At 69.5% G+C, this 22,864-nt stretch carries 24 protein-coding genes and 2 tRNA genes; 11 read left to right on the top strand and 15 right to left on the bottom strand.

The window, feature by feature from the left end:
- The 4 genes from ACFY2X_RS46320 to ACFY2X_RS46305 all read right to left on the bottom strand — a co-directional run.
- On the bottom strand, window positions 1–402 hold a 402-nt coding region (locus ACFY2X_RS46320; protein ID WP_389951599.1), incomplete at its 3' end, for an asparaginase domain-containing protein.
- A gap of 67 nt (window positions 403–469) precedes the next feature.
- A complete protein-coding gene (locus ACFY2X_RS46315) occupies window positions 470–826 on the bottom strand; it encodes a hypothetical protein (protein ID WP_389951596.1) in 357 nt (118 codons plus the stop codon).
- Window positions 823–1,284 (bottom strand): hypothetical protein, encoded by a 462-nt coding sequence (locus ACFY2X_RS46310; RefSeq protein ID WP_389951595.1) that lies wholly within the window; start codon window positions 1,282–1,284, stop codon window positions 823–825. The genes ACFY2X_RS46315 and ACFY2X_RS46310 overlap by 4 nt, the downstream gene beginning before the upstream one ends.
- A 153-nt stretch (window positions 1,285–1,437) precedes the next feature.
- Window positions 1,438–1,511, bottom strand: a tRNA-Ile gene (locus tag ACFY2X_RS46305).
- A 151-nt stretch (window positions 1,512–1,662) separates the two neighbouring features.
- On the opposite strand from ACFY2X_RS46305, the gene galK reads away from it, so the two are divergent.
- Genes galK through ACFY2X_RS46290 form a run of 3 tightly spaced genes read left to right on the top strand, consistent with a single transcriptional unit; the run spans window position 1,663 to window position 3,471 of the window.
- On the top strand, window positions 1,663–2,781 hold the full coding sequence (gene galK / locus ACFY2X_RS46300) for a galactokinase (protein WP_389951592.1): 1,119 nt from the start codon (window positions 1,663–1,665) through the stop codon (window positions 2,779–2,781).
- Between the two features lie 22 nt (window positions 2,782–2,803).
- Window positions 2,804–3,049 carry a hypothetical protein gene (locus tag ACFY2X_RS46295; protein WP_389951589.1) on the top strand — a complete coding sequence of 82 codons (246 nt, stop codon included), beginning with the start codon at window positions 2,804–2,806 and terminating at the stop codon, window positions 3,047–3,049.
- Window positions 3,046–3,471: an SRPBCC family protein gene (locus ACFY2X_RS46290; protein ID WP_389951587.1), complete on the top strand. Its 426-nt coding sequence runs from the start codon at window positions 3,046–3,048 to the stop codon at window positions 3,469–3,471. Before ACFY2X_RS46295 ends, ACFY2X_RS46290 begins: the two co-directional genes overlap by 4 nt.
- 96 nt (window positions 3,472–3,567) lie before the next feature.
- Here ACFY2X_RS46290 and ACFY2X_RS46285 read toward each other — a convergent pair whose 3' ends face one another.
- Both ACFY2X_RS46285 and ACFY2X_RS46280 read right to left on the bottom strand, forming a co-directional pair.
- Complete coding sequence (locus ACFY2X_RS46285) at window positions 3,568–3,711, bottom strand: hypothetical protein (RefSeq protein WP_389951585.1); 144 nt, start codon at window positions 3,709–3,711, stop codon at window positions 3,568–3,570.
- 6 nt (window positions 3,712–3,717) lie between these two features.
- On the bottom strand, window positions 3,718–5,472 hold the full coding sequence (locus ACFY2X_RS46280) for an FAD/NAD(P)-binding protein (protein ID WP_389951583.1): 1,755 nt from the start codon (window positions 5,470–5,472) through the stop codon (window positions 3,718–3,720).
- A 190-nt stretch (window positions 5,473–5,662) separates the two neighbouring features.
- On the opposite strand from ACFY2X_RS46280, the gene ACFY2X_RS46275 reads away from it, so the two are divergent.
- The 3 genes from ACFY2X_RS46275 (at window position 5,663) to ACFY2X_RS46265 (ending at window position 7,859) form a co-directional block, all read left to right on the top strand.
- A complete protein-coding gene (locus ACFY2X_RS46275; protein ID WP_389951580.1) occupies window positions 5,663–6,163 on the top strand; it encodes a DUF402 domain-containing protein in 501 nt (166 codons plus the stop codon).
- Window positions 6,164–6,456: 293 nt separating this feature from the next.
- Entirely contained in the window at window positions 6,457–7,074 is a 618-nt protein-coding gene (locus tag ACFY2X_RS46270) for a TetR/AcrR family transcriptional regulator (protein ID WP_389951578.1), read from the top strand.
- On the top strand, window positions 7,071–7,859 hold the full coding sequence (locus tag ACFY2X_RS46265; protein WP_389951575.1) for an alpha/beta fold hydrolase: 789 nt from the start codon (window positions 7,071–7,073) through the stop codon (window positions 7,857–7,859). Before ACFY2X_RS46270 ends, ACFY2X_RS46265 begins: the two co-directional genes overlap by 4 nt.
- Before the next feature lie 12 nt (window positions 7,860–7,871).
- Here the strand turns inward: ACFY2X_RS46265 and ACFY2X_RS46260 are convergent, their stop codons facing one another.
- Window positions 7,872–8,645: an enoyl-CoA hydratase-related protein gene (locus ACFY2X_RS46260; protein ID WP_389951572.1), complete on the bottom strand. Its 774-nt coding sequence runs from the start codon at window positions 8,643–8,645 to the stop codon at window positions 7,872–7,874.
- Between the two features lie 276 nt (window positions 8,646–8,921).
- On the opposite strand from ACFY2X_RS46260, the gene ACFY2X_RS46255 reads away from it, so the two are divergent.
- A complete protein-coding gene (locus tag ACFY2X_RS46255; RefSeq protein ID WP_389951602.1) occupies window positions 8,922–9,116 on the top strand; it encodes a FaeA/PapI family transcriptional regulator in 195 nt (64 codons plus the stop codon).
- 90 nt (window positions 9,117–9,206) lie between these two features.
- On the opposite strand, the gene ACFY2X_RS46250 is transcribed toward ACFY2X_RS46255, so the two are convergent.
- Both ACFY2X_RS46250 and ACFY2X_RS46245 read right to left on the bottom strand, forming a co-directional pair.
- A complete protein-coding gene (locus ACFY2X_RS46250) occupies window positions 9,207–10,328 on the bottom strand; it encodes a nitric oxide synthase oxygenase (protein WP_389951569.1) in 1,122 nt (373 codons plus the stop codon).
- Between the two features lie 345 nt (window positions 10,329–10,673).
- Window positions 10,674–10,749 (bottom strand) — tRNA-Asn (locus tag ACFY2X_RS46245).
- A 127-nt stretch (window positions 10,750–10,876) separates the two neighbouring features.
- Between ACFY2X_RS46245 and ACFY2X_RS46240 the strand changes: the two genes are divergently transcribed.
- The gene (locus ACFY2X_RS46240; RefSeq protein ID WP_389951567.1) at window positions 10,877–11,230 is read left to right on the top strand and encodes a YtxH domain-containing protein; all 354 of its coding nucleotides are present in this window, start codon (window positions 10,877–10,879) and stop codon (window positions 11,228–11,230) included.
- A gap of 156 nt (window positions 11,231–11,386) precedes the next feature.
- Here ACFY2X_RS46240 and ACFY2X_RS46235 read toward each other — a convergent pair whose 3' ends face one another.
- The gene (locus tag ACFY2X_RS46235) at window positions 11,387–11,848 is read right to left on the bottom strand and encodes a hypothetical protein (protein ID WP_389951565.1); all 462 of its coding nucleotides are present in this window, start codon (window positions 11,846–11,848) and stop codon (window positions 11,387–11,389) included.
- 125 nt (window positions 11,849–11,973) lie between these two features.
- On the opposite strand from ACFY2X_RS46235, the gene ACFY2X_RS46230 reads away from it, so the two are divergent.
- Entirely contained in the window at window positions 11,974–13,188 is a 1,215-nt protein-coding gene (locus tag ACFY2X_RS46230) for an RNA-guided endonuclease InsQ/TnpB family protein (RefSeq protein WP_389951562.1), read from the top strand.
- Here ACFY2X_RS46230 and ACFY2X_RS46225 read toward each other — a convergent pair.
- From ACFY2X_RS46225 to efeO, 3 genes are all read right to left on the bottom strand, one after another.
- Window positions 13,185–14,501: a hypothetical protein gene (locus ACFY2X_RS46225; RefSeq protein WP_389951559.1), complete on the bottom strand. Its 1,317-nt coding sequence runs from the start codon at window positions 14,499–14,501 to the stop codon at window positions 13,185–13,187. The two genes, ACFY2X_RS46230 and ACFY2X_RS46225, sit on opposite strands and share 4 nt — an antisense overlap.
- Window positions 14,502–14,861: 360 nt before the next feature.
- Complete coding sequence (gene efeB / locus ACFY2X_RS46220; RefSeq protein WP_389951557.1) at window positions 14,862–16,073, bottom strand: iron uptake transporter deferrochelatase/peroxidase subunit; 1,212 nt, start codon at window positions 16,071–16,073, stop codon at window positions 14,862–14,864.
- Window positions 16,074–16,093: 20 nt separating this feature from the next.
- The gene (efeO, locus tag ACFY2X_RS46215; protein WP_389951554.1) at window positions 16,094–17,281 is read right to left on the bottom strand and encodes an iron uptake system protein EfeO; all 1,188 of its coding nucleotides are present in this window, start codon (window positions 17,279–17,281) and stop codon (window positions 16,094–16,096) included.
- Window positions 17,282–17,538: 257 nt separating this feature from the next.
- On the opposite strand from efeO, the gene surE reads away from it, so the two are divergent.
- Window positions 17,539–18,474 carry a 5'/3'-nucleotidase SurE gene (gene surE, locus ACFY2X_RS46210; RefSeq protein ID WP_389951551.1) on the top strand — a complete coding sequence of 312 codons (936 nt, stop codon included), beginning with the start codon at window positions 17,539–17,541 and terminating at the stop codon, window positions 18,472–18,474.
- A 149-nt stretch (window positions 18,475–18,623) separates the two neighbouring features.
- On the opposite strand, the gene rpoD is transcribed toward surE, so the two are convergent.
- Together rpoD and dnaG are read right to left on the bottom strand one after the other, a co-directional pair.
- A complete protein-coding gene (rpoD, locus tag ACFY2X_RS46205; RefSeq protein WP_389951549.1) occupies window positions 18,624–19,727 on the bottom strand; it encodes an RNA polymerase sigma factor RpoD in 1,104 nt (367 codons plus the stop codon).
- 185 nt (window positions 19,728–19,912) lie between these two features.
- Window positions 19,913–21,763, bottom strand: a complete 1,851-nt coding sequence (gene dnaG, locus ACFY2X_RS46200) for a DNA primase (protein WP_389951546.1) — start codon at window positions 21,761–21,763, stop codon at window positions 19,913–19,915.
- A 134-nt stretch (window positions 21,764–21,897) separates the two neighbouring features.
- Here dnaG and ACFY2X_RS46195 point away from each other — a divergent pair, with 134 nt between their 5' ends.
- A complete protein-coding gene (locus tag ACFY2X_RS46195) occupies window positions 21,898–22,773 on the top strand; it encodes a M23 family metallopeptidase (protein WP_389951543.1) in 876 nt (291 codons plus the stop codon).
- Window positions 22,774–22,864 lie beyond the last annotated feature (91 nt).

Raw genomic sequence — 22,864 nt, 5'->3', positions numbered from 1 at the left:
GGCCGCGAGCAGATTGGCCGGGCCGTCGGCCCCGGCCATGGCGGGGTTGCGCATCGCGCCGGTCACCACCACCGGCGCCTGCCCGCCGTACAGCAAGTCCAGCGCGTAGGCCGTCTCCTCGATGGTGTCCGTCCCCTGGGTGACCACCACGCCGTCGACGCCGCGCCTGACCGCCCGCTCGATGGCGGCGGCCAGCTCGATCAGGTCGGCGAAGGACAGCGACGCCCCGGGCAGCTGCCGGAAGTCGTGCACCTCCAGCCCGACGCCGAGCCCGTCGAGCCCGGGCACCGCTGCCAGCAGGTCGCTCGCCGTCAGCGCGGGCGTGACGCCACCGCCCGCGCTCGGCACCATCGCGATCGTCCCACCGAGAGAGAACACGGCCACGCGGACGGAGTGAGTCATCTGCAAAGCCTTTCCATCGCCATACCTGCATGTCCACCCCGCTCAGCGCAGGGATACCGGCGCCGATTCAGACGTCGGTGTCCTTGGGATGACGGGGCGAGGCATAGACGAGATGAACGGTCCGCCGGAGCTCGTCGACGAGGTAACGTACCCGGCCACCCGCGGTGACCTCGTACTCCCACTGCGGGTATGCGCGGCCGCCCAGCGTCCCGGTGGCGAGACGGCCACGCAGCCGGTGCTGCCGGTCCGGATCCTCCTGCGACAGCGGATTCGCGCGCAGCGCCTCGAAACACCGCCGAGTGTTGCCCGCCGCCTCGGCACACAGGTCGATCCAACCCTTGGCCGCATCACTGGTGGCGAACCGCAGATGCCACTCGTCACCGATCGACGGCGGCGCCACGGCATCGCCGCGCTTAGGGCTCACGGCGCGGCCACCTCGCCGTGGTCCTCCTCCGGCAGCGCGCGGGTGAGCTGCGCGGTCAGCGCGGGATCGGCCAGGATGCGAGCGGTGGCACGCCACTCGACGATGACCCTGTGCAGGGTAGCGTGCACGTCCAGGTCAACCGCATCCCGCGTGGCGTCGACGAGCTCCTGGACGAACTCGCGCCTCTCCTCCCCGGACAGGTGCCGCACCCATGGGAAGACCACGGGCAGGGCGTGTAGGACGGCACGGACGCCCTCGTCGCTGGCCAGCAACGCGGCGATCATACGGGCCGCGACGTCCGCCGTCTCTTCGCGCTGGCGGTCGTGCCGGGCCGTGGAGATGAACAGGTCCTCTCCGTCGCGGCGCTTGACGTGCACCCGGTGGAACCGGTCGATGGTCTCGGCGACCTGCTTGGAGTGCTTCGACAGATCGGAGAACGGGACAGTCGGCATGGCCATACCGCACCATACTTCGGAACACATTCCGAAGTAAAGAACACCCGGCGAGCCGCCCTCGCTCCACGTGCCCACCGGACGAAAATTGTGCCTACCAGGCGATAAACCGGACAGAGAAGCGCTCAACAAAGCGACATAACCGCAGGTCGTGAAGGGTAGGGCGGGCGGGACTCGAACCCGCGACCAAGGGATTATGAGTCCCCTGCTCTAACCAGCTGAGCTACCGCCCCTCGTGCACGCCGTACTGCCGCATTCAACCAAAGGTCAGCCCCCTTCGCACATCCGCCGGGCGGTACGGGGTCAAGATGTGACCTTCGGTGCCGAACCGGTGGTGCGGGACTCGCTAATCTACGAGGGGACGTTGTTGAGGAGTGTTGGATCATGCGCGTTATTGAAGCTTTTCGCGAGTCGTTCGGCGCGGAGCCGCAGGGGGTGTGGCACGCTCCGGGACGGGTCAACCTGATCGGCGAGCACACCGACTACAACGACGGGTTCGTGCTGCCGTTCGCGGTGCCGTGGGGGGTCACCGCGGCGGTCACGCCGCGCGAGGACGACGTCATCCGGCTGCGGTCGCTGCAGGCCGGTGAGCCACGGACCATCGAGAGCCTCGACCAGGCCGAGGGCTGGGCACGCTACGTCGCCGGCGTGTTCTGGGTGCTCCGCGAGGCCGGGCACCCGGTCCGCGGCGCGGATCTGGTGATCGACGGGGACGTGCCGCCGGGGGCGGGGCTGTCGTCGAGCGCGGCGCTGGAGGTGGTCACCGGGACGGCGCTCAACGAGCTGTACGGCCTAGGCCTCACCAAGATGGAGATCGCCCTCGCGGCGCAGAAGGCCGAGAACGACTTCGTGGGCATGCCGTGCGGGATCATGGATCAGGCCGCCTCGGCGCTCGGAGAGCAGGGCCAGGCGCTGTTCATGGACTGCCGGAGTCTCGGCACCAGGAACATCCCGTTCGACCTCGCCCAGCACGGCCTCCAGTTGCTGATCATCAACACCGGGGTCCACCACGAGCTCGCCGACGGGCAGTACGCCCGGCGCCGCCAGGACTGCGAGAACGCCGCCAAGCACCTGGGCGTGGCCGCGCTGCGCGACGTCACCGATCTGGCCGGCGCCCTTGAGCGGCTCAGCGGCGACGAGCGCAAGCGCACCCAGCACGTGGTGACCGAGAACCACCGGGTCGAAGCGGTGATCGGACTGCTGCGGGCCGGAGCCGTACGGGAGATCGGGGCCCTGCTCAACGCCTCCCATCTGTCGCTGCGGGACCAGTTCGAAGTGTCCTGCGCCGAGCTGGACGTGGCCGTCGAGGCAGCGATCCGGGGAGGAGCCAGGGGCGCGCGGATGACCGGCGGGGGGTTCGGCGGGTCGGCCATCGCGCTGGTGGCCGACGACCGGGTGCAGAGCGTACAGGACTCGGTGACCCGGGCCTACGCCGAACGCGGCTGGGCGGCACCGGAGATCTACCCCGCCACCCCGGCCGCGGGAGCCCGCCGGATCCACTGAATCGATCAGTTACCTTGGTAACATGGTAACTGTAGAGCGCACCCAGACCGGGCTCCGGATCGAGAAGAACACCCTGAAGGTCCTCAAGGGCCTGGCCGAATATCTGGACATGTCCCTCGGCGACCTCGTCGAGGGCATCGTCCTGCACGCCTTCGAGGGCAAGGCGCCCTTCTCCCCCGAGACCGTGGCCAAGATCGAGCAGCTCAAGGCGGTCTACGGGCTGACTCTCACCTCCGCCGACGCGCACCGGCTGGAGGAGGGGCGGTGAGGCTCACCGGCACCCTCACCGTCGGGCTTCCGCCGCGCGAGGCGTTTCGCCTGTTCACCGCCCGCGGCGAACAGGACTGGGTGGCGGGCTGGAAACCGCGCTTCCCCGTGCCCACCGGCGACGACACCGTGCCCGGCACCGTCTTCGAGACCGACGCCGACGGGCGGACCACCACCTGGATCGTCACCGGCCGCGACGAGGGCGCGAGCATCTCCTACGCCCGCGTCACCCCCGGCCACCGCGCGGGAACCGTGGAGGTCACCCTGAAGGACGCCGGTGGGCGCAGCGAGGTGACGGTCGCCTACGACCTCACCCCGCTCACCGATGACGCCGCCCGCGAACTGGCGGAGTTCGCCGACGGCTATCCCGCCTTCCTCCGGTCATGGCAGGACGCGATCGAGACCTGGCTCCGGAGCGCCTGACAGCCGGATCAGGACCCGGCTACACGGCGTCCGGCACCCGGGACGGGATCCACCGCGTCACACCCGACGGAATCCCGTACGGCGAGGCCCCGGACCTCAGGGACACACCGGCGGGGAGGCGCGGGCCACGGTGGCGGCGGCTCCGAGTACGGCGGTGCCGGACCCGAGCCGCCCTGCCACCGGGCCGATCCACCCGGCAGCGGCCAGCCCCCGCTGCCGGGTGAGTGTGGGAGTGCTCATGGCGGGCTAGGCGACATGTCTGATCTGAGCGGTGACGGCCTCGGACAGGACGATCCGGGCCAGCGCGTCGGCCTCCTGGAAGAACGGGGCGTTGAGCCCGGGCCTGGCGAATCCGTTGGTGACCCGGCCGCCGACGACCCACGGGCCGAAGGCGAACCTGCGAGGGTGCGGGGTGTCGGACCGGTCCAGCAACCGGCGGTCGGCGAGCCGTACCTTCAGCAGCCCCGCCTGCTCCTCCGCCTCCCCCCGGTCGCGGAGCGCGGTGATCAGCGGGTCGGTGGCCCGGCTCACGCTGGGCGCGGGCAACCGGGCCTCGATCAGGGCCCTGGCCGCCATCCCGCCGGGCACGCTGGAGCTCTGCGCCCACCACTGGCGGTCACGGTGCTCCACCTTGAGCCCGGCGCCGAGGAAGGTGACCACGCCCGCCTTCGCGAGAGCCCGCAGCTCCTCCAGCCTGGGGCCGGGCGGGCCGCTGGCGAGGTAGCTGAAGAAGCCGTGGAACCACGGGTCGGAGATGCCCGCCTCGGCCAGAACGCCGTAGACGGGCAGCAGCCCAAGGATCATGGCGTGGTCGGCGCTGTGCGCCGGGTCGGAGCGCCGCTCCAGGTCCGCCGACAGATACCCGTGCATCCACTTGCGCAGGCCCTCCAGGTCACCGAACCGCATCCGTTCCAGCGGCCGGTCCAGCCGCTCGAAGTCCAGCCGGTCCGCGTGCCGGGGGACGGCCCTGCGGATCAGCGCCCGCATCCCCGCGCTGCGCCACTCCTCGGCGGCGAACCCTTCCTCGAACTCCTCCCAGCTCAGCCTGGACCGCTCCGGGTGAGCGGTGATCAGCTCGTGGTAGTAGGCGAAGGCCAGCTCCTTGGCGACCAGCGGCCACACGTCCCTGCGGAAGTTCCACGGCCCCTCACCCAGCGCCCGCGCCGTGAGGAAGCGCGGCACCGGCGGCCGGGCGCCCCGAAACGGGTATCCCGTCTTCGAGTGGTACGGCACGCCGCGACGCGATCCCAGGTGGAGCAGCGGCTCCCGCCCGCTGGGCAGATAGACGAGTTCCCCGTCGTACTCGCGGGCGAACCGGCCGCCCCGGCCCGAGGTGAGCAGCACCATCAGGTCGATGAAGGCCAGCCCCATGCCGCGCACGAGCACCGGTTCGCCGCCGGGCACCTGGTCCAGGTCGAGGTCGGCCGTGTAGCCGGTGGGCAGATAGCACAGCCCGCTGTCCTCGGCCAGCCCGGCCAGTTGCCGTTCCTGCCCGGTCAGGGCCACGTCGCCGTGGCCCTGGGCGAGGATCACCGCGTCCACCTCGATCGTCCGGCCGTTCTCCAGCGTCACCGCCTGACCGCCGGGAACATCGGCGAGGTCCACCGCACGGGTGGCGTGCACGTGCACCCGGACGCCGCGCGGAGCGGTGTCCACGGCGTGCTGGAAGACATGGGACAGATAGGCGTTCTGAACCGGCCGGGAGGCGAAGCGGCCGGGGTCGCCGCCGAGCCACTCGGCCAGCGAGGGCCCGGGGCGGATCGGCCCCTGGCACTGGACCGACTCGTCGGTGAACAGCGTCACGTCGGCGGCGACGGTGTTCATCCAGAGCAGCTCGGGCTGCTCCTTGCGCCAGACCCGGCCGCCGCCGGGCGGGTGGGGGTCGATCACATGAATGTCCAGCGACGGCCAGGTGAGCAGCTCGGCCGCGTTGGCGCAGATCCGCTCCACCAGGCAGGTGCCGGTCGGCCCGGCGCCGACAACGGCGACAGAGGCACTCATGCGGTCCCCTCATCCCCCTCATCCCGCGGCTCCGCGTTCACGGCACGCCCACCGTGCCGCCAGGTCTCCGCCGGGGCACCCGCCGCGGTGCGATGACCACCGGTCAGCCGGCCGGGCTTCGCACCGACACCATTAACCTAGTTAGAAGGTAGGAAATACATAGATCGATGTCAAGCTCTAAAGTCAGGGGATGTCTTTCAAGAGCGTGAACGTGGTCTACCGCAAGTACGACGGATCCCTCCACTGGCACCACCGCGCCCTGCTCCTCGGCGAGGACGAACACGGCGTCTGGACCGGCTGCGTCGCCGGAACCAGTGGCAGCAAGGGCAACGAACCCCCGGTCACCTGGCCCTACGCATTCGTGATGCTCTTCCCCCGCGACGCCTGGTGGACGGCCGTCTTCAACGCCGCGCCGGACAGGACCGAGATCTACTGCGACATCTCGACCGTGCCCCGGTGGAGCGGCGACGAGGTGAGCATGGTCGACCTGGACCTCGACGTGATCCGCATGCGCGACGGCCGCATCTTCCTGGACGATGAGGACGAGTTCGAGGAGCACCAGGTCCGCTACGCCTATCCCCCCGACGTCATCGAGAGCGCCCGCGCCTCGGCCGCCCATCTGATGAAGGCCGTCACGGCGGGAACCGCCCCGTTCGGCCCCGCTCCCCGCTGGCTCTCCCACGTGACCTGATCCCACGCCGCCGGACCCCACCTCCATACGGCCCGCCGGACGCCCTTCCCACCCCCCGCCGGACGCCCTTCCCACCCCCCGCCGGACGAGCCCTCCCGACACCCTTCTCGCCCCGCCGTACGGCCCCGCCCGCCCAGCGCCCCTCGCCGACCCCTCCCCCGCCCCTCACCCCACGCTCCTCGGGCGCCCACGGCCGATCACCGCGACGCCCCGCCCGTTGCCCTCGTCCCACCCGGGCGATAGGCTCTAAAAACATAAAGACAATTTGTTCATAGATTCACATGGAGGTGCTGGTGCCGACGGCGTTCACGACCCGGGAGCGGGAGGCGATCGTCCAGATCCTCCTGGAGACCGGCGAGCGGCTCTTCACGACGGCCGGTCTCCGCAAGACGAGCCTGGACGACCTGGTCGGGCCCGCGGGCATCGCGAAGAGCAGCTTCTACCTGTTCTTCGCCTCCAAGGAGGCCCTGTACCTGGAGCTGCTCGCCCGTCAGGCGGACGGCGTCCAGCGCAGGGTGATCGACGAGGGGCTGCTGCGCGGCGAGGGCCCCCGCGACGCACTGCGCCGCTTCCTGCGCGCGACACTCACGGAGCTGGCCGCCAACCCGCTCTACCGCCGCCTCATGACCCATCCCGACGAGATGGCCGCGGTCGCCCGCAAGATCCCACCGGAGCAGGTCGCGGCCGCGCAGGGCGGGGCGTTCGCCCGGCTGAGGGAGTTCGTCACGACGGGCCAGGCGGACGGCACCCTGCCTCCCGGCGATCCGGACGCCGTCATCGGCGCCCTCCGTGCCGTGCTCCTCCTCCCCCTCCACGTGGAGCAGATCGGCGAGGACCTCTATCCGGCGGTCCTCGACATGATGATCGATTTCGTCACGACCGGGCTGGCCCCCGAAAGGACGGCGAGTTGAGCGCGAAGATCGAGAGCGGAATCCTGGCGGGGGGTCTTCACTACCTCGCGGTCGGTGAGGGCCGCCCCGTCGTGCTGTCCCCCGCCGCGGGTCCCTCGAACACGAATCCTCACGGCGTGCAGCTGCGGTTCGAGGCCAAGTGGCTGGCGTCCCTGGCGAGGGGGTTCCGCATCTGGCGGATCAACCGCCCGGTGGGCATGCCGGAGAACACCGAGGCGGCCGAGGTGGCGGCCGTCTACGCGGAGACCCTGCGAGCCACGTTCGGCGAGGCCGTCGACCTGATCGGCATGTCCACCGGCGGTGAGATCGCCATGCAGCTGGCTGCGGACCACCCGGCCCTGGTGCGGCGCCTGGTGCTGATCGCCACCGGCCACCGGATCAGCCCCGTCGCGGCCGAGGCCATCCGCCGCTCGGCCGACCTGGCCTCGAACGGCCGGTTCCGGGCCGCCCAGCAGGCGATGATCCCGGCGATCACCTCCTCACCCGGAAAGCGGCGTCTGCTCCGGCTGATCATGGGTGTGGCCGGTCCCAAGGACGGCGCCGACCCCGGCGACCACCTGGCCACGGCGCATCTGGACCTCTCCTTCGACTTCGGCGGACGACTGAAGGAGATCAAGGCTCCGACCCTGGTGATCGCGGGTGAGCGGGATCCCTCCTATCCCCCGGACATCACCCGCGAGCTCGCCGCGGGCATCCCCGGCGCCCGGCTCATCACCTACCCGGCCGACCACGGGATCCGTGACGAGTTCGCGGCGGACATGAGCGCCTTCCTCACCCTGCCGTGAGCGCCTTCCCGCTCAGAGAGGCGGGAAGGTGGGAGCGCGGCGTTCCAGGAAGCTGGCGACGCCCTCGGCGAAGTCGGGGCGGCCGAAAGACTCCGTCATCAGGCGCACGGCAGCGGACTCCGACGACTCCAGAGTCTGGTTCCAGTCGCCCCAGATCTGGCGCTTCATCACGGCCATCGAGGCCGGCGAGCTGTGGACGGCCAGCTCCCGGGCGTAGGCCAGGGTCTCCTCAAGCAGGTTCTCGCCGGGCACCGACTTGTTGGCCAGTCCCAGCTCGTAGGCCTCGGCGCCGGTGAACGTGCGGCCGGACAGCAGCAGGTCCATCGCCTTGGCCTGGCCGATGAGCTTGGGCAGGATCCACGACAGGCCGTACTCGGCGATCAGGCCACGCCGGGCGAAGGCGGTCGTCCACTTGGCCTCGGCCGCGGTGAAGACCAGGTCGCAGACCAGCGCGTGGACCATGCCGAGGCCGGCGCAGGCACCGTTGACGGCGGCGATGACCGGTTTGCCGATCGTGGTCGGGAAGGTGTTGGGGCGCTTGTCCGGCTCGCCCTCGTAGGAGCCGTCCTGGATGGCGTTGAGGGTCTGGAAGTCCGCACCGGCGCAGAAACCCCTGCCCGCCCCGGTCACGACGATCACCCGGACCTCCGGGTTCTGCTCCGCCTCCGTGAGCTGGTCGAAGTAGCGCCGCCCCATCTCGTCGGTCCATGCATTGAGCCGGTCGGGCCGGTTGAACGTCAGCGTCAGCACACCCTGCTCGATCGACGGCAGCACCAGATCCAACATTTCACGCCCTCCTCGTCCGACACCCATACCGAACCATGTTCTACATCTTCTCCGCAACGCCCCTCGCCAAGAGGAACTGGTCGACGACGTGGCCGCCATCTGCGAGGAGCAGCTGGAGGTGAGCGCCCTCCGGCTGGACTACTACCACGAGTCGCAGGCGCCCGCGATCGTTCGATGTCGTGGCGACCTTCACCGAGGCGGGCCTGCCCGTCAAAGAACTCCGGACCCTGCCCTACCGCCCGGGTATGAGCTCGGAGAAGGCCATCGCGTCAGAAGCTGATCGAGGCCCGGGCAGCCGTCGGCGACGAGCCGCTCACAACCCGGGAGATCGCCAAGCGGCTGGCGGTGCAGCAGCGGACGGCCCGCCGGATGCTGCACCGCCTGGAGCTCGCGGGGCTCGCCGAGCGCACCGGCAACCTCTCCCGCGGTTCGAGTGGCCGCCCGCTGGCGATGTACCGTCTGACGCTCTAGCCCGGTCGCCGGAGCGGTTCTCCTCCGGCACGGCGGCCGGGCCCCTAGCTCAACCACCGGTCGAGCCCCTCGGCGACCATGGCGCGGGGGTCACCACCCCGGCACAGTCCCGTGGCCGAGTCCCCGCTCCATGGCATCGGGGTGGTGGGCGAAGTTCGGGGACATCTCCGCGGTGTCGTAGTAGCGGTGGAAGACCGCCGTGGCCGACCCGGAGATCGGCGGGACGATCCAGCTCCAGTCCGCCGGGCAGACCCGGCCCGCCTTCTCCTCCCGCTCCAGGTGCGACAGGAAGCGCCGGGACTCGGTGTGGTGGTCGGTCATCGTCACGCCCGCCCGCTCGAAGGAGTGCAGGACCGCCACGTTCAGCTCCACCAGGGCACGGTCCCGCCAGAGCGAGCGTTCGGTGGTGGTGTCCAGGCCCAGATGCCGGGCGACCACGGGCATCAGGTTGTAGCGGTCGACGTCGGCGAGATTACGGGCGCCGATCTCGGTGCCCATGTACCACCCGTTGAACGGCGCCGCCCCGTAGTGGATCCCGCCGATCTCCAGGCACATGTTGGAGATCGCCGGTACGGCGTGCCACCGCAGCCCGAGCTGCTCGAACCACGGGTAGGACGGGTGGGAGAGCGGCACCTCCAGCACGGCGTCGCCGGGCACCGTGGACATCAGCGGCGGCCCGTCCCCCACCGAGACGAGCAGCGGGAGCACGTCGAACGGCGTACCTGGCCCGCCGGGCCACCCGAGCTTGTGCACCATCGTGGTGAAGTCCACATAGCGGGGATCACCGATGACGGAACCGTCATCCATCGCATATCCGGCATATCTAATGAGCTGCTCGTTCCAGATCCGGGGACCCGGAACGCCCGGCCGGTCCGGGGCGAACACGGTGATCGTCGGCCGGATCCGGCGGCCGGGGGCCGCCTCGCGCAGATGGTTCACACACTCCACGGCGACCCCCTCGGGGGTCGTCACATGCCGCAGGTCGCGCACGCGCAGAGAGTGCCAGTAGAGCCGCCCGATGCACCTGGAGCTGTTACGCCAGGCCATCCGGGCACCGTAGGCGAGCTCCCCGGGCGTATGCGTGTAGGTCCCCGTTCTTTGGATCTCCGCCTGCACCTCGCGCAGCCGGTGCCGCACCGGGCCCGCAGACGGATTCTCGGCATGGAACAACCTCAGGAAGGCTGTGGCCGCCGCGACATCGACATCTTGCACGACCTGAACAGACTCCCTCATCCTCAAGCACACTTCCCGCAGGACACCGTGGACCACGTCCGGCATACGGCGCCGGGTTCTCCGCCAGGTCAGCACAGAACAACCACCCATGTGGCTCACGGGCACGACGGCCGTTCCGGGCGGCGTGGTGCCCTGTGCACAGTGGCCCTTCCCCACTGCGATGACTGTGTTCCGCGGCGGCCACGCCATGATCACCCGGTTTTCGAGGATAGCGACACGAGGCGCGGCGTCCCCCATTTTCTGTGATTCACCGGGATTTGTCCGCCGAACCAAGACACGGAAAGCAAAAGGCCCCGGAAGCTATGCTTCCGGGGCCTTCCAGTGTGGCTCCCGCGATAGGACTCGAACCTATAACCTGCCGGTTAACAGCCGGCTGCTCTGCCGATTGAGCTACACGGGATCGTTGCTCTGCTCCGCTCGGGCCGGGGGTTTTTCCCTGTTCCTTGCGGCGCAGGAATAGATTAGCGCACTCTGAGCGTGCGTGTCGCATCGAAGCTCCGGGGTAGGTCCGAGAGGACCGAGGATGCGTGGGTAGGGGTCTAAGCGAGACCATGGCTCTGGAGGTGGAGATGCGTTACCGATTGATGTTCGGGATTGGTCTTGCGGTGGGCTACATCCTGGGAAGCCGCGCCGGCAAGGAGCGTTACGAGCAGATCAAGCGGATGGCTCAGCGGGTGTCCGACAGTCCCGCGATCCAGGAAGCCGCCGGTCTGGTCGGCGCCCAGATCTCCAAAGTCACCGGTGTGGCCAAGACCAAGGTGACCGACGTGGCCAGGAACCGGCTGCCGTTCCTGCACTCGGACGACGACTGGCAGGCCGGCAAGCACGACGACACGGGCACCGGCTGGCCGCAGGAGCGTCAGAGCGCCGCCCCCCACTGACCCTGTCCTCGGCGCGAAGGCCCCCTTCCCCGGATCGCCGCGCCACCTGACCCGTCCGGGAAGCGCGGCGTCCGAGATCGCAGGAACCGGCCCCCGCCGGGGGCCTTCCGCCGGTCCGCGCGCCCGGCATCCGGCGTCCGGGGCTCCGTCCCCAATTCAGACGCCGAAGCTGCGGCGTGCCTCCTCCAGTGCCTGCTCGGCGAGGGCCCGCAGGCCGGGGTCGCCGGGATCCATGCCGGAGTCGAAGACGAACTCCCAGACCATCCGGTCGTCATCGGTCTTCCTGGCCACCAGCCGCACTCCCCCTCGCGCGTCCAGCGGGGCGTACTGGTTCACCACGATCGAGGCGGTCACCCGCTCCCGCACGGCCTCGGGAATCCGTCCCGGCTCGGGCAGCAGGACCCGGTGCGACTCTCCCGCCATGGTGACGACCGTCAGTCCTTCCTCGTCCCACACTCCGCGATCCACCTGGAACCAGGGCAGCCGGGTCGTGCCCAGATAGAGCGCCTTGTCCGTGACGATCACGTAGCCGTCCGGCCCCTTGGCGTAGGTGAGCACCCGGTCGGTCGGCGCGACGGTCGCGCGGACCTCGGCCGGCACGCGGTTGAAGAGCTTCATCGAATACTCCCAGTGTGGAGATGCCGGGCCTCAGTCCCGGGAAGAAAACGCGGCACGATGCCGCACAATGGCCTCTTATCGAAAACCCGAGCGAACGCACCGCGTGGATCGCTAGCGTGTGCGGCATGACACGGAGCGTGAAGCGGGCGTTCAAATACCGCTTCTACCCGACCCCCGGACAGGCCGAAGCGCTCGCCCGGACCTTCGGCTGCGTCCGCCTCGTCTACAACAAGGCCCTGCACGAACGCACCCGCGCCCACACCCTCGACGGCCGGAGAGTCTCCTACGCGGAGTCGTCGGCCGCGCTGACGCAGTGGAAGCGCACCGAGGACCTGGCCTTCCTCACCGAGGTCTCCAGCGTCCCGCTGCAGCAGGCGCTGCGGCACCTGCAGGCGGCGTTCGCGAACTTCTTCGCCAAACGCGCGAAGTACCCGAGGTTCAAATCCCGCAAGAGATCGCGCTCCAGCGCCGAGTACACCCGCTCGGCCTTCACCTACCGGAACGGGCGGCTCTTCCTGGCCAAGCTGGACGGCCCGCTGGCCATCGCCTGGTCGCGCCCGCTGCCCGAGGGCGCGCACCCGTCCACGGTCACCGTGTCCAGGGACGCGGCCGGGCGCTGGTTCGTGTCCCTCCTGTGCGAGGACTGGATCGGGCCGCTGGCCCCGGCCGGTGGCGCGGTCGGGGTGGATGCGGGCCTCACCGCGCTGGTCACCCTGTCCACCGGCGAGAAGATCCCCAACCCCAGGTGTGAGCGGGCCGACCGTAAGCGCCTGACCAAGGCCCAGCGCGCCCTGGCCCGCAAGGCGAAGGGCTCGGCCAACCGGGCCAAGGCCCGACTCCGGGTCGCCCGGGTGCACGCCCGAATCGCCGACCGGCGCCGCGACCAGCTGCACCAGCTGACCACTCGTCTCGTCCGTGAGAACCAAACGGTCGTGATCGAGGACCTCGCCGTGCGGAACATGGTGAGAAACCACCGCCTGGCCCGTGCCATCTCCGATGCCTCCTGGCGTCAGATGCGGACCCTGCTGGAGTACAAGGCGCGGTGGTACGGCCGGGAGCTGGTGGTGATCGACCGCTGGTTTCCCAGCAGCAAACGGTGCTCGGCCTGCGGGCACCTCAAGGCCGCCCTGCCGCTGGGCGAGCGCGTCTTCCGCTGCGATGCGTGCCCGCTCGTCCTCGATCGGGACGTGAACGCCGCGCGTAATATTCTCGCCGCCGGGCTGGCGGAGAGACAAAACGCCTGTGGAGCCGGTGTAAGACCTCAAGGGAGTTCTCCTGGCGGGCGACTGGCGGTGAAGCAGGAATCCCATCCTGTGAAGGGTGGAATCCCCCGGCTTTAGCCGTGGGGAGGATGCCAATTCTCCACGTTATCGGCGAGCAGATCGAGAGTGAGCGCGGCCGACCAGGAGAAGTCCCGGCTGCCCCGGCCGCTGCCGTCGAAGGGGTCGAAGCACTCGCGGAAGCCCGCCTGCCGTACCAGGCGCAGGGTGCAGGTGCCGAGCAGCCGCACCAGCCCTGTCATGCCGTGTACGGCCGCCGCCCGCCGCAGCAGCCAGTTGGTGTTCACCCAGGACGGCCCCCGCCAGTAACGGGACCGGTCGAACTGCGGCGAGCGGATCTCACAGCTCGGCACCGGATACCCCGCCGCGCCCATGAACCGCGGCGACTCCAGCACGCCCACCATCTTCGCCACCCGGTCGGCGGGCAGCTCGGGATCGAGCATCGGCCCGAAGGATCCGACCGTGCAGACGGGGCTGAGCCGCCCACTGCGAAGATCGCGAACGTGGAAGAGGTCGTTGACCCAGAGCCGCTCCAGCAGCCCCGAGCGGATCCTTTCGGCCGCTTCCCGGTGCGGCCCGGGATCGGCGCCCGCCAGCGGTGCCAGCTCGGCGAGAGCCTGGCAGGAGGCCAGCCAGATCCCGTTGAACATCGGGTCCTCGACCGCGAACGGGTGATCGTCGCGCAGGTAGGTCCCGTCGTAACCCGAGTCGCGGTAGCGCATGGCCAACCAGACATAGCGGTCATGGTGGCTGTCGGGATGGCGGTCGGGAAGTTCCGCTCGCCGGTAGGCGTAGCGAACCGGGGCCAGCGCCTCCAGCGGGGCGTCCCACACGGGGCTGTCGTCCATGCCGGACTCCCACGGGTGCACGATCGCGGCCAGGCCACCCCCGCCCAGATCCCTGACCGTGGCGAGATATTCGTGCTGGGCCGCCAGCATCGGGTACAACCGCCGGACGAGGGCGACGGCCTCGTCGCGGTCCGCCGCGTGCCGCCACACCCACCAGGCGGCCATGGCCTGCATCGGCGGCTGGGTCAGCCCGGAGGTGAGCACTCCGTTGGGGGCCGCCGGGTGCTCCTGGGAGCGCCAGATGGAGGGTCCGGGAAAGTAGACCTCGGTGTGGCCGGGGTGGAAGACGATGTGCGGCACCATGCCGGTGCGCCACTGCCCCGCCAGAAGGCTGAGCAGTTCGGTCCCCGCCCTGCGGGTGTCCCACCGCGCCAGGCCGATCGCGACGAAGGTGGAGTCCCAGTTCCACTGATGGGGGTAGAGACCAGGCGCGGGCACGGTGGCGGACCCCGTCCAGTTCGCGTCGAGCACGGACCAGGCCTCGCGCCCGAGCACGGCGTCGTCTACCGCCGACCGCGCCTCCATTCGCCCAGTTTGCGCCTGTATTCACCGATAGAACAGTGGTTTGCCGCCCTCGCGTGCCTGGAGTGCCGAAAAAGACTTAAAGGCTTCTGAGAGGCGTGTCGCGCCGCCCCTTCCGGCCGTCCCGCGTGGGCCGCTCGTCCCCGCACGGGCCGCTCGTCCCCGCGCGGACCCGGTTGCGCGGACCCGGCTCCCCGACCGGCCGGGATGCTGTCAGGCCGGGCCCGCGAGCCGCCGGACCCGGTCACGACGTCATCAGGCCGGGCCCCCAAGCCGCCGGACCCGATCGCGACGTCATCAGGCCGGGCCCGCGAGCCGCCGGACCCGATCGCGACGTCGTCAGGCCGGGTCCGTGCGCGCCCGTCAGGTCAGGAGCGCCTCGCCCCAGAACGAGCCCGGCTTCACCCCGCCCGGGCAGGCGAAGATGCCGGATCCGACGTGCTGGATGTATTCGTTGAGCGGATCCTTGGCCGCCAGAGCCCGCTGGATCGGGATGAACCCCTTCTCGGGGTCACGCTGGTAGGCCAGGAAGAACAGGCCCGCGTCCAGCCGTCCCAGACCGTCGCTGCCGTCGGTGAAGGAGTAGCCCCGGCGCAGGATCGTCACGCCGCTCAGGGAGCCCGGGTTGGCCAGCCGTACGTGGGACTCGGCCGGCATCTTGTCCAGGACCACGGGATCGTGCTCGCGGGTGCCTCCGTAGGGGGCGCCCTCGCGCTTGGTCCGGCCGAAGATGTCCTCCTGCTCCTTCAGCGAGGTCCGGTCCCAGGTCTCGATGTGCATCCGGATCCGCCGCGCCACCAGATAGGAGCCGCCCCGCAGCCATTCGGGACCCTCCTCGCCCACCCAGACGTGCTCGTCCAGCTTCTTGGTGTCGGTGCCGGCGATGTTGTTCGTGCCGTCCTTGAAGCCCATCAGGTTGCGCGGGGTCTGCGCGTCCGGCGTGGTCGACGACGTCTTGCCGAAGCCGAGCTGGGACCATCGGACCGACACCACGCCGAAGCCGATGCGCACCAGGTTCCGTACGGCGTGCACCGCGACCTGGGGGTCGTCGGCACACGCCTGCACGCAGATGTCGCCGCCGCTGCGAGCGGGGTCGAGCTTGTCTCCCGGGAAGTGCGGCAGTTCCTTGAGCTTGTCCGGCCTGGTCAGCTTCAGCTTGTCGAAGAAGCCGGGGCCGAAGCCGATCGTCAGCGTGAGCCGGGAGGCGGGCAGGCCGAGGGCCTCGCCGGTGTCGTCCGGCGGGGCCAGCTCGGCGCCGGTCGCCCCGCCGCCGATCTCCTGCGCCGAGGTCATCCGCGCCGCCGCGGCCGTCCAGGCCTTCAGCAACGTCACCACCCGCTGCGGGGAGTCGGTGCTCAGGTCGAAGGCGGCGAAGTGCAGCCGGTCCTGGACCGGGGTGGCGATCCCGGCCTGGTGGGCATCGTGGAACGGGATCGGCTCGCTGATGCTGGCGGCCTGGAGCAGCACCGGCTCGGGCTGCTGCGCGAGCCGTACCAGACCGGCACCGGCGGCGGCCCCGGCGCCCACCGCCAGGCCCGCGCCGGTGAGGAGCTTACGTCGGCTGAGCTGGGTCATGTCTCTTCCTTCGGAAGTGGTCAGCCCGCGGCGACCGCGGCAAGTCCGGACAACGGCTCGGCAAGGGCGTTGACGGCGTCGGCGAGCTCCTTGACCTGCTCCTTGGACAGCTCGGTGTAGGAGACGAACCCTTCGCCCTTGGCGTATTTGCCCAGGAGGGTGTTCAGGTCGGCGAACTCGGCGTCCAGCGTGGTGACGAGTGCCGGGTTCTTCTCCATCACGATCGGCGTGAGGAGCTGGTAGACCTTGAACGCGCCGTCCACGTTGGCCTTGAAGTCCCACAGGTCGGTGTGCGAGAAGGCCTCCTCCTCGCCGGTCACCTTGCCGGTCGCCACCTCGTCGAGAAGCTCCTTGGCACCGTTGGCCATGGAGCTCGCGGTGATCTCCGCCTTGGGCAGCTTGGCCTTGAGGTCGTCGAGGTCGGCCAGGAGGGTCTCACCGTACTTGGCTTCCTTCTTGACCGTCTTCGGTTCCTTCCACAGCGCCTTCTCCAGGCGGTGCCAGCCGGTCCACTTCTGGCCCTCTTCCAGGTCGGCCTCGCGCAGGTCCACCTTCGGGTCGATGTCGCCGAAGGCCTCGGCCACCGGCTCGATGCTCTCCCAGCCGACCCGGCTCGGCGCGTAGAGGCTCTTGGCCTTCTCCACGTCGCCCTTCTTGATCGCGGCGACGAAGTCCTTGGTCTTGGCGATGGTGTCGTCGACCTGGGTGCCGACGTAGGCCCGGTAGTCCTCGACGGCGCGGGTGACGCGCGGGTCCGTCTGGGCGGCGAGCTCGCCCGAGACGGTGACGTCCTGACGGATGCCGTCGCCCTCGTGGTTGGGCTTGCAGGCGATCTGGTAGGTGCCCGCGCCGAGTTCCACGACCAGGTCGCCGGTGGCCCCGGGAGCGATGTTGGCACGCTCGCCGACCACGCTCTTGTCCGCGCGGTAGAGATACAGCCAGGTGGGCTGCTTGCCGTCGTTCTTGAGCTTGAAGCTGACGACGCCCGCGGGCAGAGAGGTCTTGGCCGCCACGCATGTGGTGTCGGTGGCCGCGACGTCAACAGTTTCAGTGACCTTGCCGGTCGGGGCGGGCTTGGTCTCGACGGCGGCGCTGCCGCTGCCGCTCGACGAACCGCCGCCGGCGCCGTCGTCGCCGGAGCTGCAGGCGGTGAGGGCGAGGGCAAGGAGACCGCAGGCGGCGGCAGAGCGAAGAAGAACGGGGGGCATGGAGGCTCCTGGTTGTCAGTTAGGCGTCCCTAACTTAGCTTCCCCTTACCTAAGAGTACCAACCAGGGCACTTCCGGCCGGTGTGATAAGGACCACCGCGTGGTGCGGCGGGCCGACGGTCCGCGTGAAGTGACTCTCGCGCGGCTTGACCAGCTCCACATGGCGCGTTACATCCTGTCACGTACGGAAAAGGTACGGGCGCAGGCGCGACGGCCCGGACCCCCTCCCCTTCAGGCGACCCCCCAAGGAGGCCCAGCGTGGCCACGCTACGCACCGTCACCCGCGCCCTCGTCCCCATCGCCCTGCTCGCCCTGCTCGGCTCCGCCGTCCCCTCCCCCGCCACGGCGGCGAGCACCCGACCCCCCGCCGCCGCGGCGGGCACCCGGGCCGAACCGCTGCGCATCCTGCTGACCAACGACGACGGCTACGGCTTCCCGTTCGTCCAGCGCCTGCGACAGGCTCTGATCGCGGCCGGGCACGACGTGACGATCGTCGCCCCCGCCACCGACTCCAGCGGCATCGGAACCGCCTTCAACGCCAAATTCGGCACGACCGTCAAGGCCAGGGAGGAGTCGCCCGGCGTCTGGTCGGTCACCGGCAGCCCCAGCGACGCCGTCAGCTTCGGGCTCCAGGCGGTGTACGGCGACACCCCTCCCGACCTGGTGGTCTCGGGGCCGAACCCGGGCCAGAACGTCGCCGCCGTGGCCAATCACTCCGGCACGGTCGGCGCCACGATCATGGCCATCGAGAAGGGCGTCCCGGCCATCGCCTTCAGCACCGCGGTGGACCTCACGACCACTCCGCCGTCGTTCCCCAGCCTCAACGAGTCGATCGCGTTCGCGGTGAAGATGATCGGCCACCTGCGGAAGACCGCCCATGGCGGCGAGCTGCTCCCCCCGCGCACCTCGCTGAACGTCAACTACCCGCTCAAGCCCAACGGCAGGGTCTCTCTCGCCCGTCTCGGCACCTCGTCGTTCGTCTCCCCGAAGTACGTCCCCGCCCCGGACGTCTGCGCCGAGTGCTTCCGGATCCTTCCCGTCCTCAGCACCGCCCCCGACCCCGTGCGTGACTCCGACCACAACCTCCTCAACGCGGGCCACGTCACCGTCACCCCGCTGGACGGCAGCTGGGAGGTCCGGGACCCGGCCGTCACCGCCGGCCTCAGGTTCCGCCTGCTGTCCCTCACCCCTTGACCGTCTCCTGGGGAGAGTCCTTCGCCGCAGGATCTCGCGAGGCACCGTCCGGCCGATCCGCGGCCCGGCCGGGAGTCTGAAGGACGCCCCCTGAACGGCGAAGGCCCTGGAACCCAGAGGAGGGTTCCGGGGCCTTCTCGCTCGTCTCCTCAGTCGAGGTAGTCGCGAAGCATCTGCGCCCGGGTCGGGTGACGCAGCTTCGCCAGGGTCTTGGACTCGATCTGCCGGATCCGCTCCCGGGTCACCCCGAACTCCCGGCCGACCTCCTCCAGCGTCCGGGGGTGCCCGTCGGCGAGACCGAACCGCAGCTGGATGATGCGCTGCTCACGCTCGGACAGCGTCGCGAGGATGTCGTCGAGCTGGTCCTGCAACATGATGAAGGCCGCCGCCTCCATCGGCACGACCGCGTCCGCGTCCTCGATGAAGTCACCGAGGTCGGAGTCCTCCTCACCGATCGGCGACTGCAACGAGACCGGCTCCTGGGCGATGCGCTGGATCTCGATCACCCGGTCGAGCGGCAGATCCATCTCCATCGCGATCTCCTCGGGCGCGGGCTCACGGCCGAGATCCTGATGGAGCTGGCGCTGGACCCGGACCAGCTTGTTGATCGTCTCGACCATGTGCACGGGAATGCGAATAGTGCGCGCCTGGTCGGCGATGGCCCGCGTGATCGCCTGGCGAATCCACCATGTGGCATATGTGGAGAACTTGTATCCCTTGGTGTAGTCGAATTTCTCGACCGCGCGGATCAGACCCAGGTTGCCCTCCTGGATCAGATCCAGGAACAACATCCCGCGCCCCACATATCTTTTGGCGATCGAGACGACAAGACGGAGATTGGCCTCGATCAACCGCTGCTTGGCCCGTGTGCCCTCCCAGACGAGCTCCCTGAACTCCGGGAAGGCCAGCCGCGAGGCGACATTGGTCAGCTTGTCCTCGGCGAACAGCCCGGCCTCGATCGACTTGGCGAGCTCCACCTCCTCTTCCGCCGTGAGCAGGGGCACACGACCGATCTCCCGCAGGTAGATGCGGACCAGATCGCTGGTCGGCGCCCGTTTGCCGACATCCTCCTCATCGGACCGGCTGGGTTCCTCGTCGCCCTGGGGCTCGAGGACCTCCACTCCGTGCTCGGCGAGCATGCGGACGACACGCTCAAGCGCGTCAGACGGCAGCTCGGACTTGTCAAGAGCAGCGGCCACGTCATCGACCGTGACGCTTCCGCGCTCTCTTCCCTTGGCAACGAGGTCGGCCACCTGGTCTACCGATGGCGGCCCACTTGGCAGCACCGATGCACCCACGGGAGACAGTCTGCTGTATTAGGTCCCCTAAATGGCAGACCTATTTTTGTAACCGAAGGTAAGGCCACGATCATTATCGAACCGAGACCTCATTAAGGTTTAGTCGAATCAGCGCACGGAAATTAAAGCCAATTACGTGATCAACTTCCGGCCGCGCGCTCTCGCAGCACGCGCCGCTGCTGCTCCAGCGCGACCAGCTCACCGAACAGCCGGTTGTACTCCTGCTGCGCCTCGACCGGGTTGGTCCGCTGCATCCGCGACTTCAGCTGCTCGATCGCCCGCGACACCGAGATGAGCTCCAGCGCGGCCAGCATGGCCGAGGCGTAACGCTCCTCGTTCGCCAGATCCGCGCGAATCTCCTCCACCGCGAACCGGGTGACCACCCCGCGCAACGAATCGGTCGCCCCGCCCAGCAACCGGTCCACCCACTCGCGCCCGCCGTGCCCGGCCACCGCCGTACCTCCGGCGTCCACGACCAGCTTGTACAGTCCGACGTGCTCGGGCAGCGTGAACGCCTCCGGGCCGATCGCCTCGAAGCCGGGCCCGAGCAGCGCGGGGCGCTGCACGGCCAGCTTCAGCACCTCAGCCTCGGTCCGCACGCCGGGGTCGGTGAGGTCCGCGACCTTCCGCGGCCCGGCGGGCCGCTGCTGGCGCGGCTGCGCCATGACGGAGATCTCGGCGATCCGGTCCATGACGAACCGCTCGTTGTTGAATCCCAGCCACCGGTCGAGGTCCACGCCGTACAGTTGCCGGAGTGCCCGGTCCTTGATCCCCGCCACGATCGGCGCGGCGGCGTCCAGCGCGGACAGCCGGCCTTCGTTGGTGCTCACGTCGTAACGGGAGATCACGCTGCGGATCGCGAACGCGAACAGCGGCTCCCGGCTGGCGATCAGGTCGCGCACGGCGGCTTCGCCGTGCTTCATGCGCAGGTCACACGGGTCGAGCCCGTCGGCCTGCACGGCCACGAAGGTCTGGGTGACGAACTTCTGCTCATCGGCGAAGGCCCGCAGCGCCGCCTTCTGCCCCGCCGCGTCGCCGTCGAAGGTGAAGATCACCTCACCCTGCGACCCCGACTGGTCCAGCAGCAGCCGCCGCAGCACCTTGATGTGCTCCTCCCCGAACGCGGTGCCGCAGGTGGCCACTGCGGTCGGCACACCCGACAGATGACAGGCCATCACGTCGGTGTAGCCCTCGACGATCACCGCCTGGGAGCGTTTGGAGATCTCACGCTTGGCCAGGTCTACGCCGTAGAGGACCTCGCTCTTCTTGTAGAGGGGGCTTTCCGGGGTGTTCAGATATTTCGGGCCGTCTTCGGCGTCGTTCAGTTTCCGTGCGCCGAATCCGATCACATCGCCGGTGATGTCGCGGATCGGCCAGACCAGCCGTCCCCGGAACCGGTCGATCGGGCCCCGCCGTCCCTCTTTGGCGAGCCCGCCCTTGATCAGCTCTGTGGCGGTGAACCCCCGGGCCATCAGGTGCCGCGAGAGGGCATCCCACTCGGAGGGGGCGTACCCCACCCCGAAGTGCTCGGCGTCGACCCGCTCGAACCCGCGCTCCGACAGGAACCTGCGCCCGATCGCCGCGTCGGGTCCCACCAGCTTCGAGGCGTAGAACTCCGCCGCGGCCCGGTGCGCCTCGATCAGCCGGCTGCGCTCGCCGTGCTCGCGTCCGGGAACGTAACCGCCCTGTTCGTAGCGGAGGTGGATGCCCGCCCGGTTGGCCAGCCGCTCCACGGCCTCGCCGAACGACAGGTGCTCCAGCCGCCGGATGAAGGTGATGACGTCTCCGCCCTCGGCGCATCCGAAGCAGTACCAGTAGCCGCGGGTGGGGGTGACGTTGAAGGACGGGCTCTTCTCGTCATGGAAGGGGCACAGCCCCTTCAGGTTTCCGCCGCCCGCGTTGCGGAGCTGGATGTGCTCACCCACGATGTCCGCGATCGGTGAGCGCTCCCGCACGAGCGCGATGTCCTCGTCACTGATCCGGCCTGCCACGCCGTGAGTCTAGTGCGCCCCCGGCGGCTTGGCGCCGGACGGCGGAAGCGACTTTCCCAAACAGGACATGACCGATGATGAGGTTCGTTACAAAGGTAAAGGCTGATTTTCGATAGGTTACGCGGGTGGAGATCATGCGATCGGGGCATATGGCACGGCTGGCCGTCGCGACCGGTGCGGTGCTCGTCACCGGAGCCTGCGGGTCACCGGGTGTGGTGACGGGCATCAGCACACTGCCTCCGGCCCCTACGACCGAGGCGGTCGCCGCGGCACCGGGTTCGGCCGCCGCGCCGGTTCCGACGACAACGCCGACGGCGGCGCCGACGGCCCCGGCCCTCAAGGCGACAGTGCAGCGGCCCAAGGCCGGTGACCCGGTGCAGGTGCCGCCGCCCAAGGTTTCGGACTACACCTACACCTTTCCCGTAAAGGGTTGCCGGGTGACCTACCAGAGCACGCTCCTGGTGCTGCCCAAGACCACGATCTGGTCGGGCAAGGGATGCTCGTTCGTCTCCCCGGTGAACGGCGTGGTCCACGAGGTCAACGGCAGGAACCGGTGGAGCCCCTCCACCGACCGGGGGCAGGACCGGGAGGGCCGGTTCGTCACGGTCATCGGAGACGACGGCGTTCGCTACCTCGGCGGCCATCTGGACAAGATCTCTTCCGGGATCAGCCCGGGGACGCGTGTCAGCGCCGGTCAGGTCCTCGGCCAGATCGGCAACTCGGGCAACGCCCGCGCCACCGCCAGCAACCTCTACTTCGCGATCTCCTGGAAGACCGATCCCTCGCTCTGGTGGGTACGGCGAGGCATGGTCAACCCGTGGAACTACCTGGACGCCTGGCTGAACGGCAACCGCACCCTGTCCCCCCGGGACGAGATGCAGACCGTGATGAACCGGACTGGCGCGGCCCCCAAGTGCGTGACCCTGTGCACGTCCAAGCCGAAACCCAAGCCCAAGCCCACCGAGAAGCCTCCGAAGCCGAACGACGAGCACATCGTGGTGGGCAACTAAGGGGTTGCCGATAATTAACTCGTTGTCTTGATGTTGGCGGTGGCCTTGTCGCCGTGCGCCACGACCCGGGCGTGCAGAACTTTCAACGCCG

Origin of the sequence: Streptosporangium sp. NPDC000396 (genome assembly GCF_042898655.1) — a bacterium.
In the GTDB taxonomy this organism is placed as follows: domain Bacteria; phylum Actinomycetota; class Actinomycetes; order Streptosporangiales; family Streptosporangiaceae; genus Streptosporangium.
This window is presented reverse-complemented; position numbering and strand designations above follow the sequence as displayed.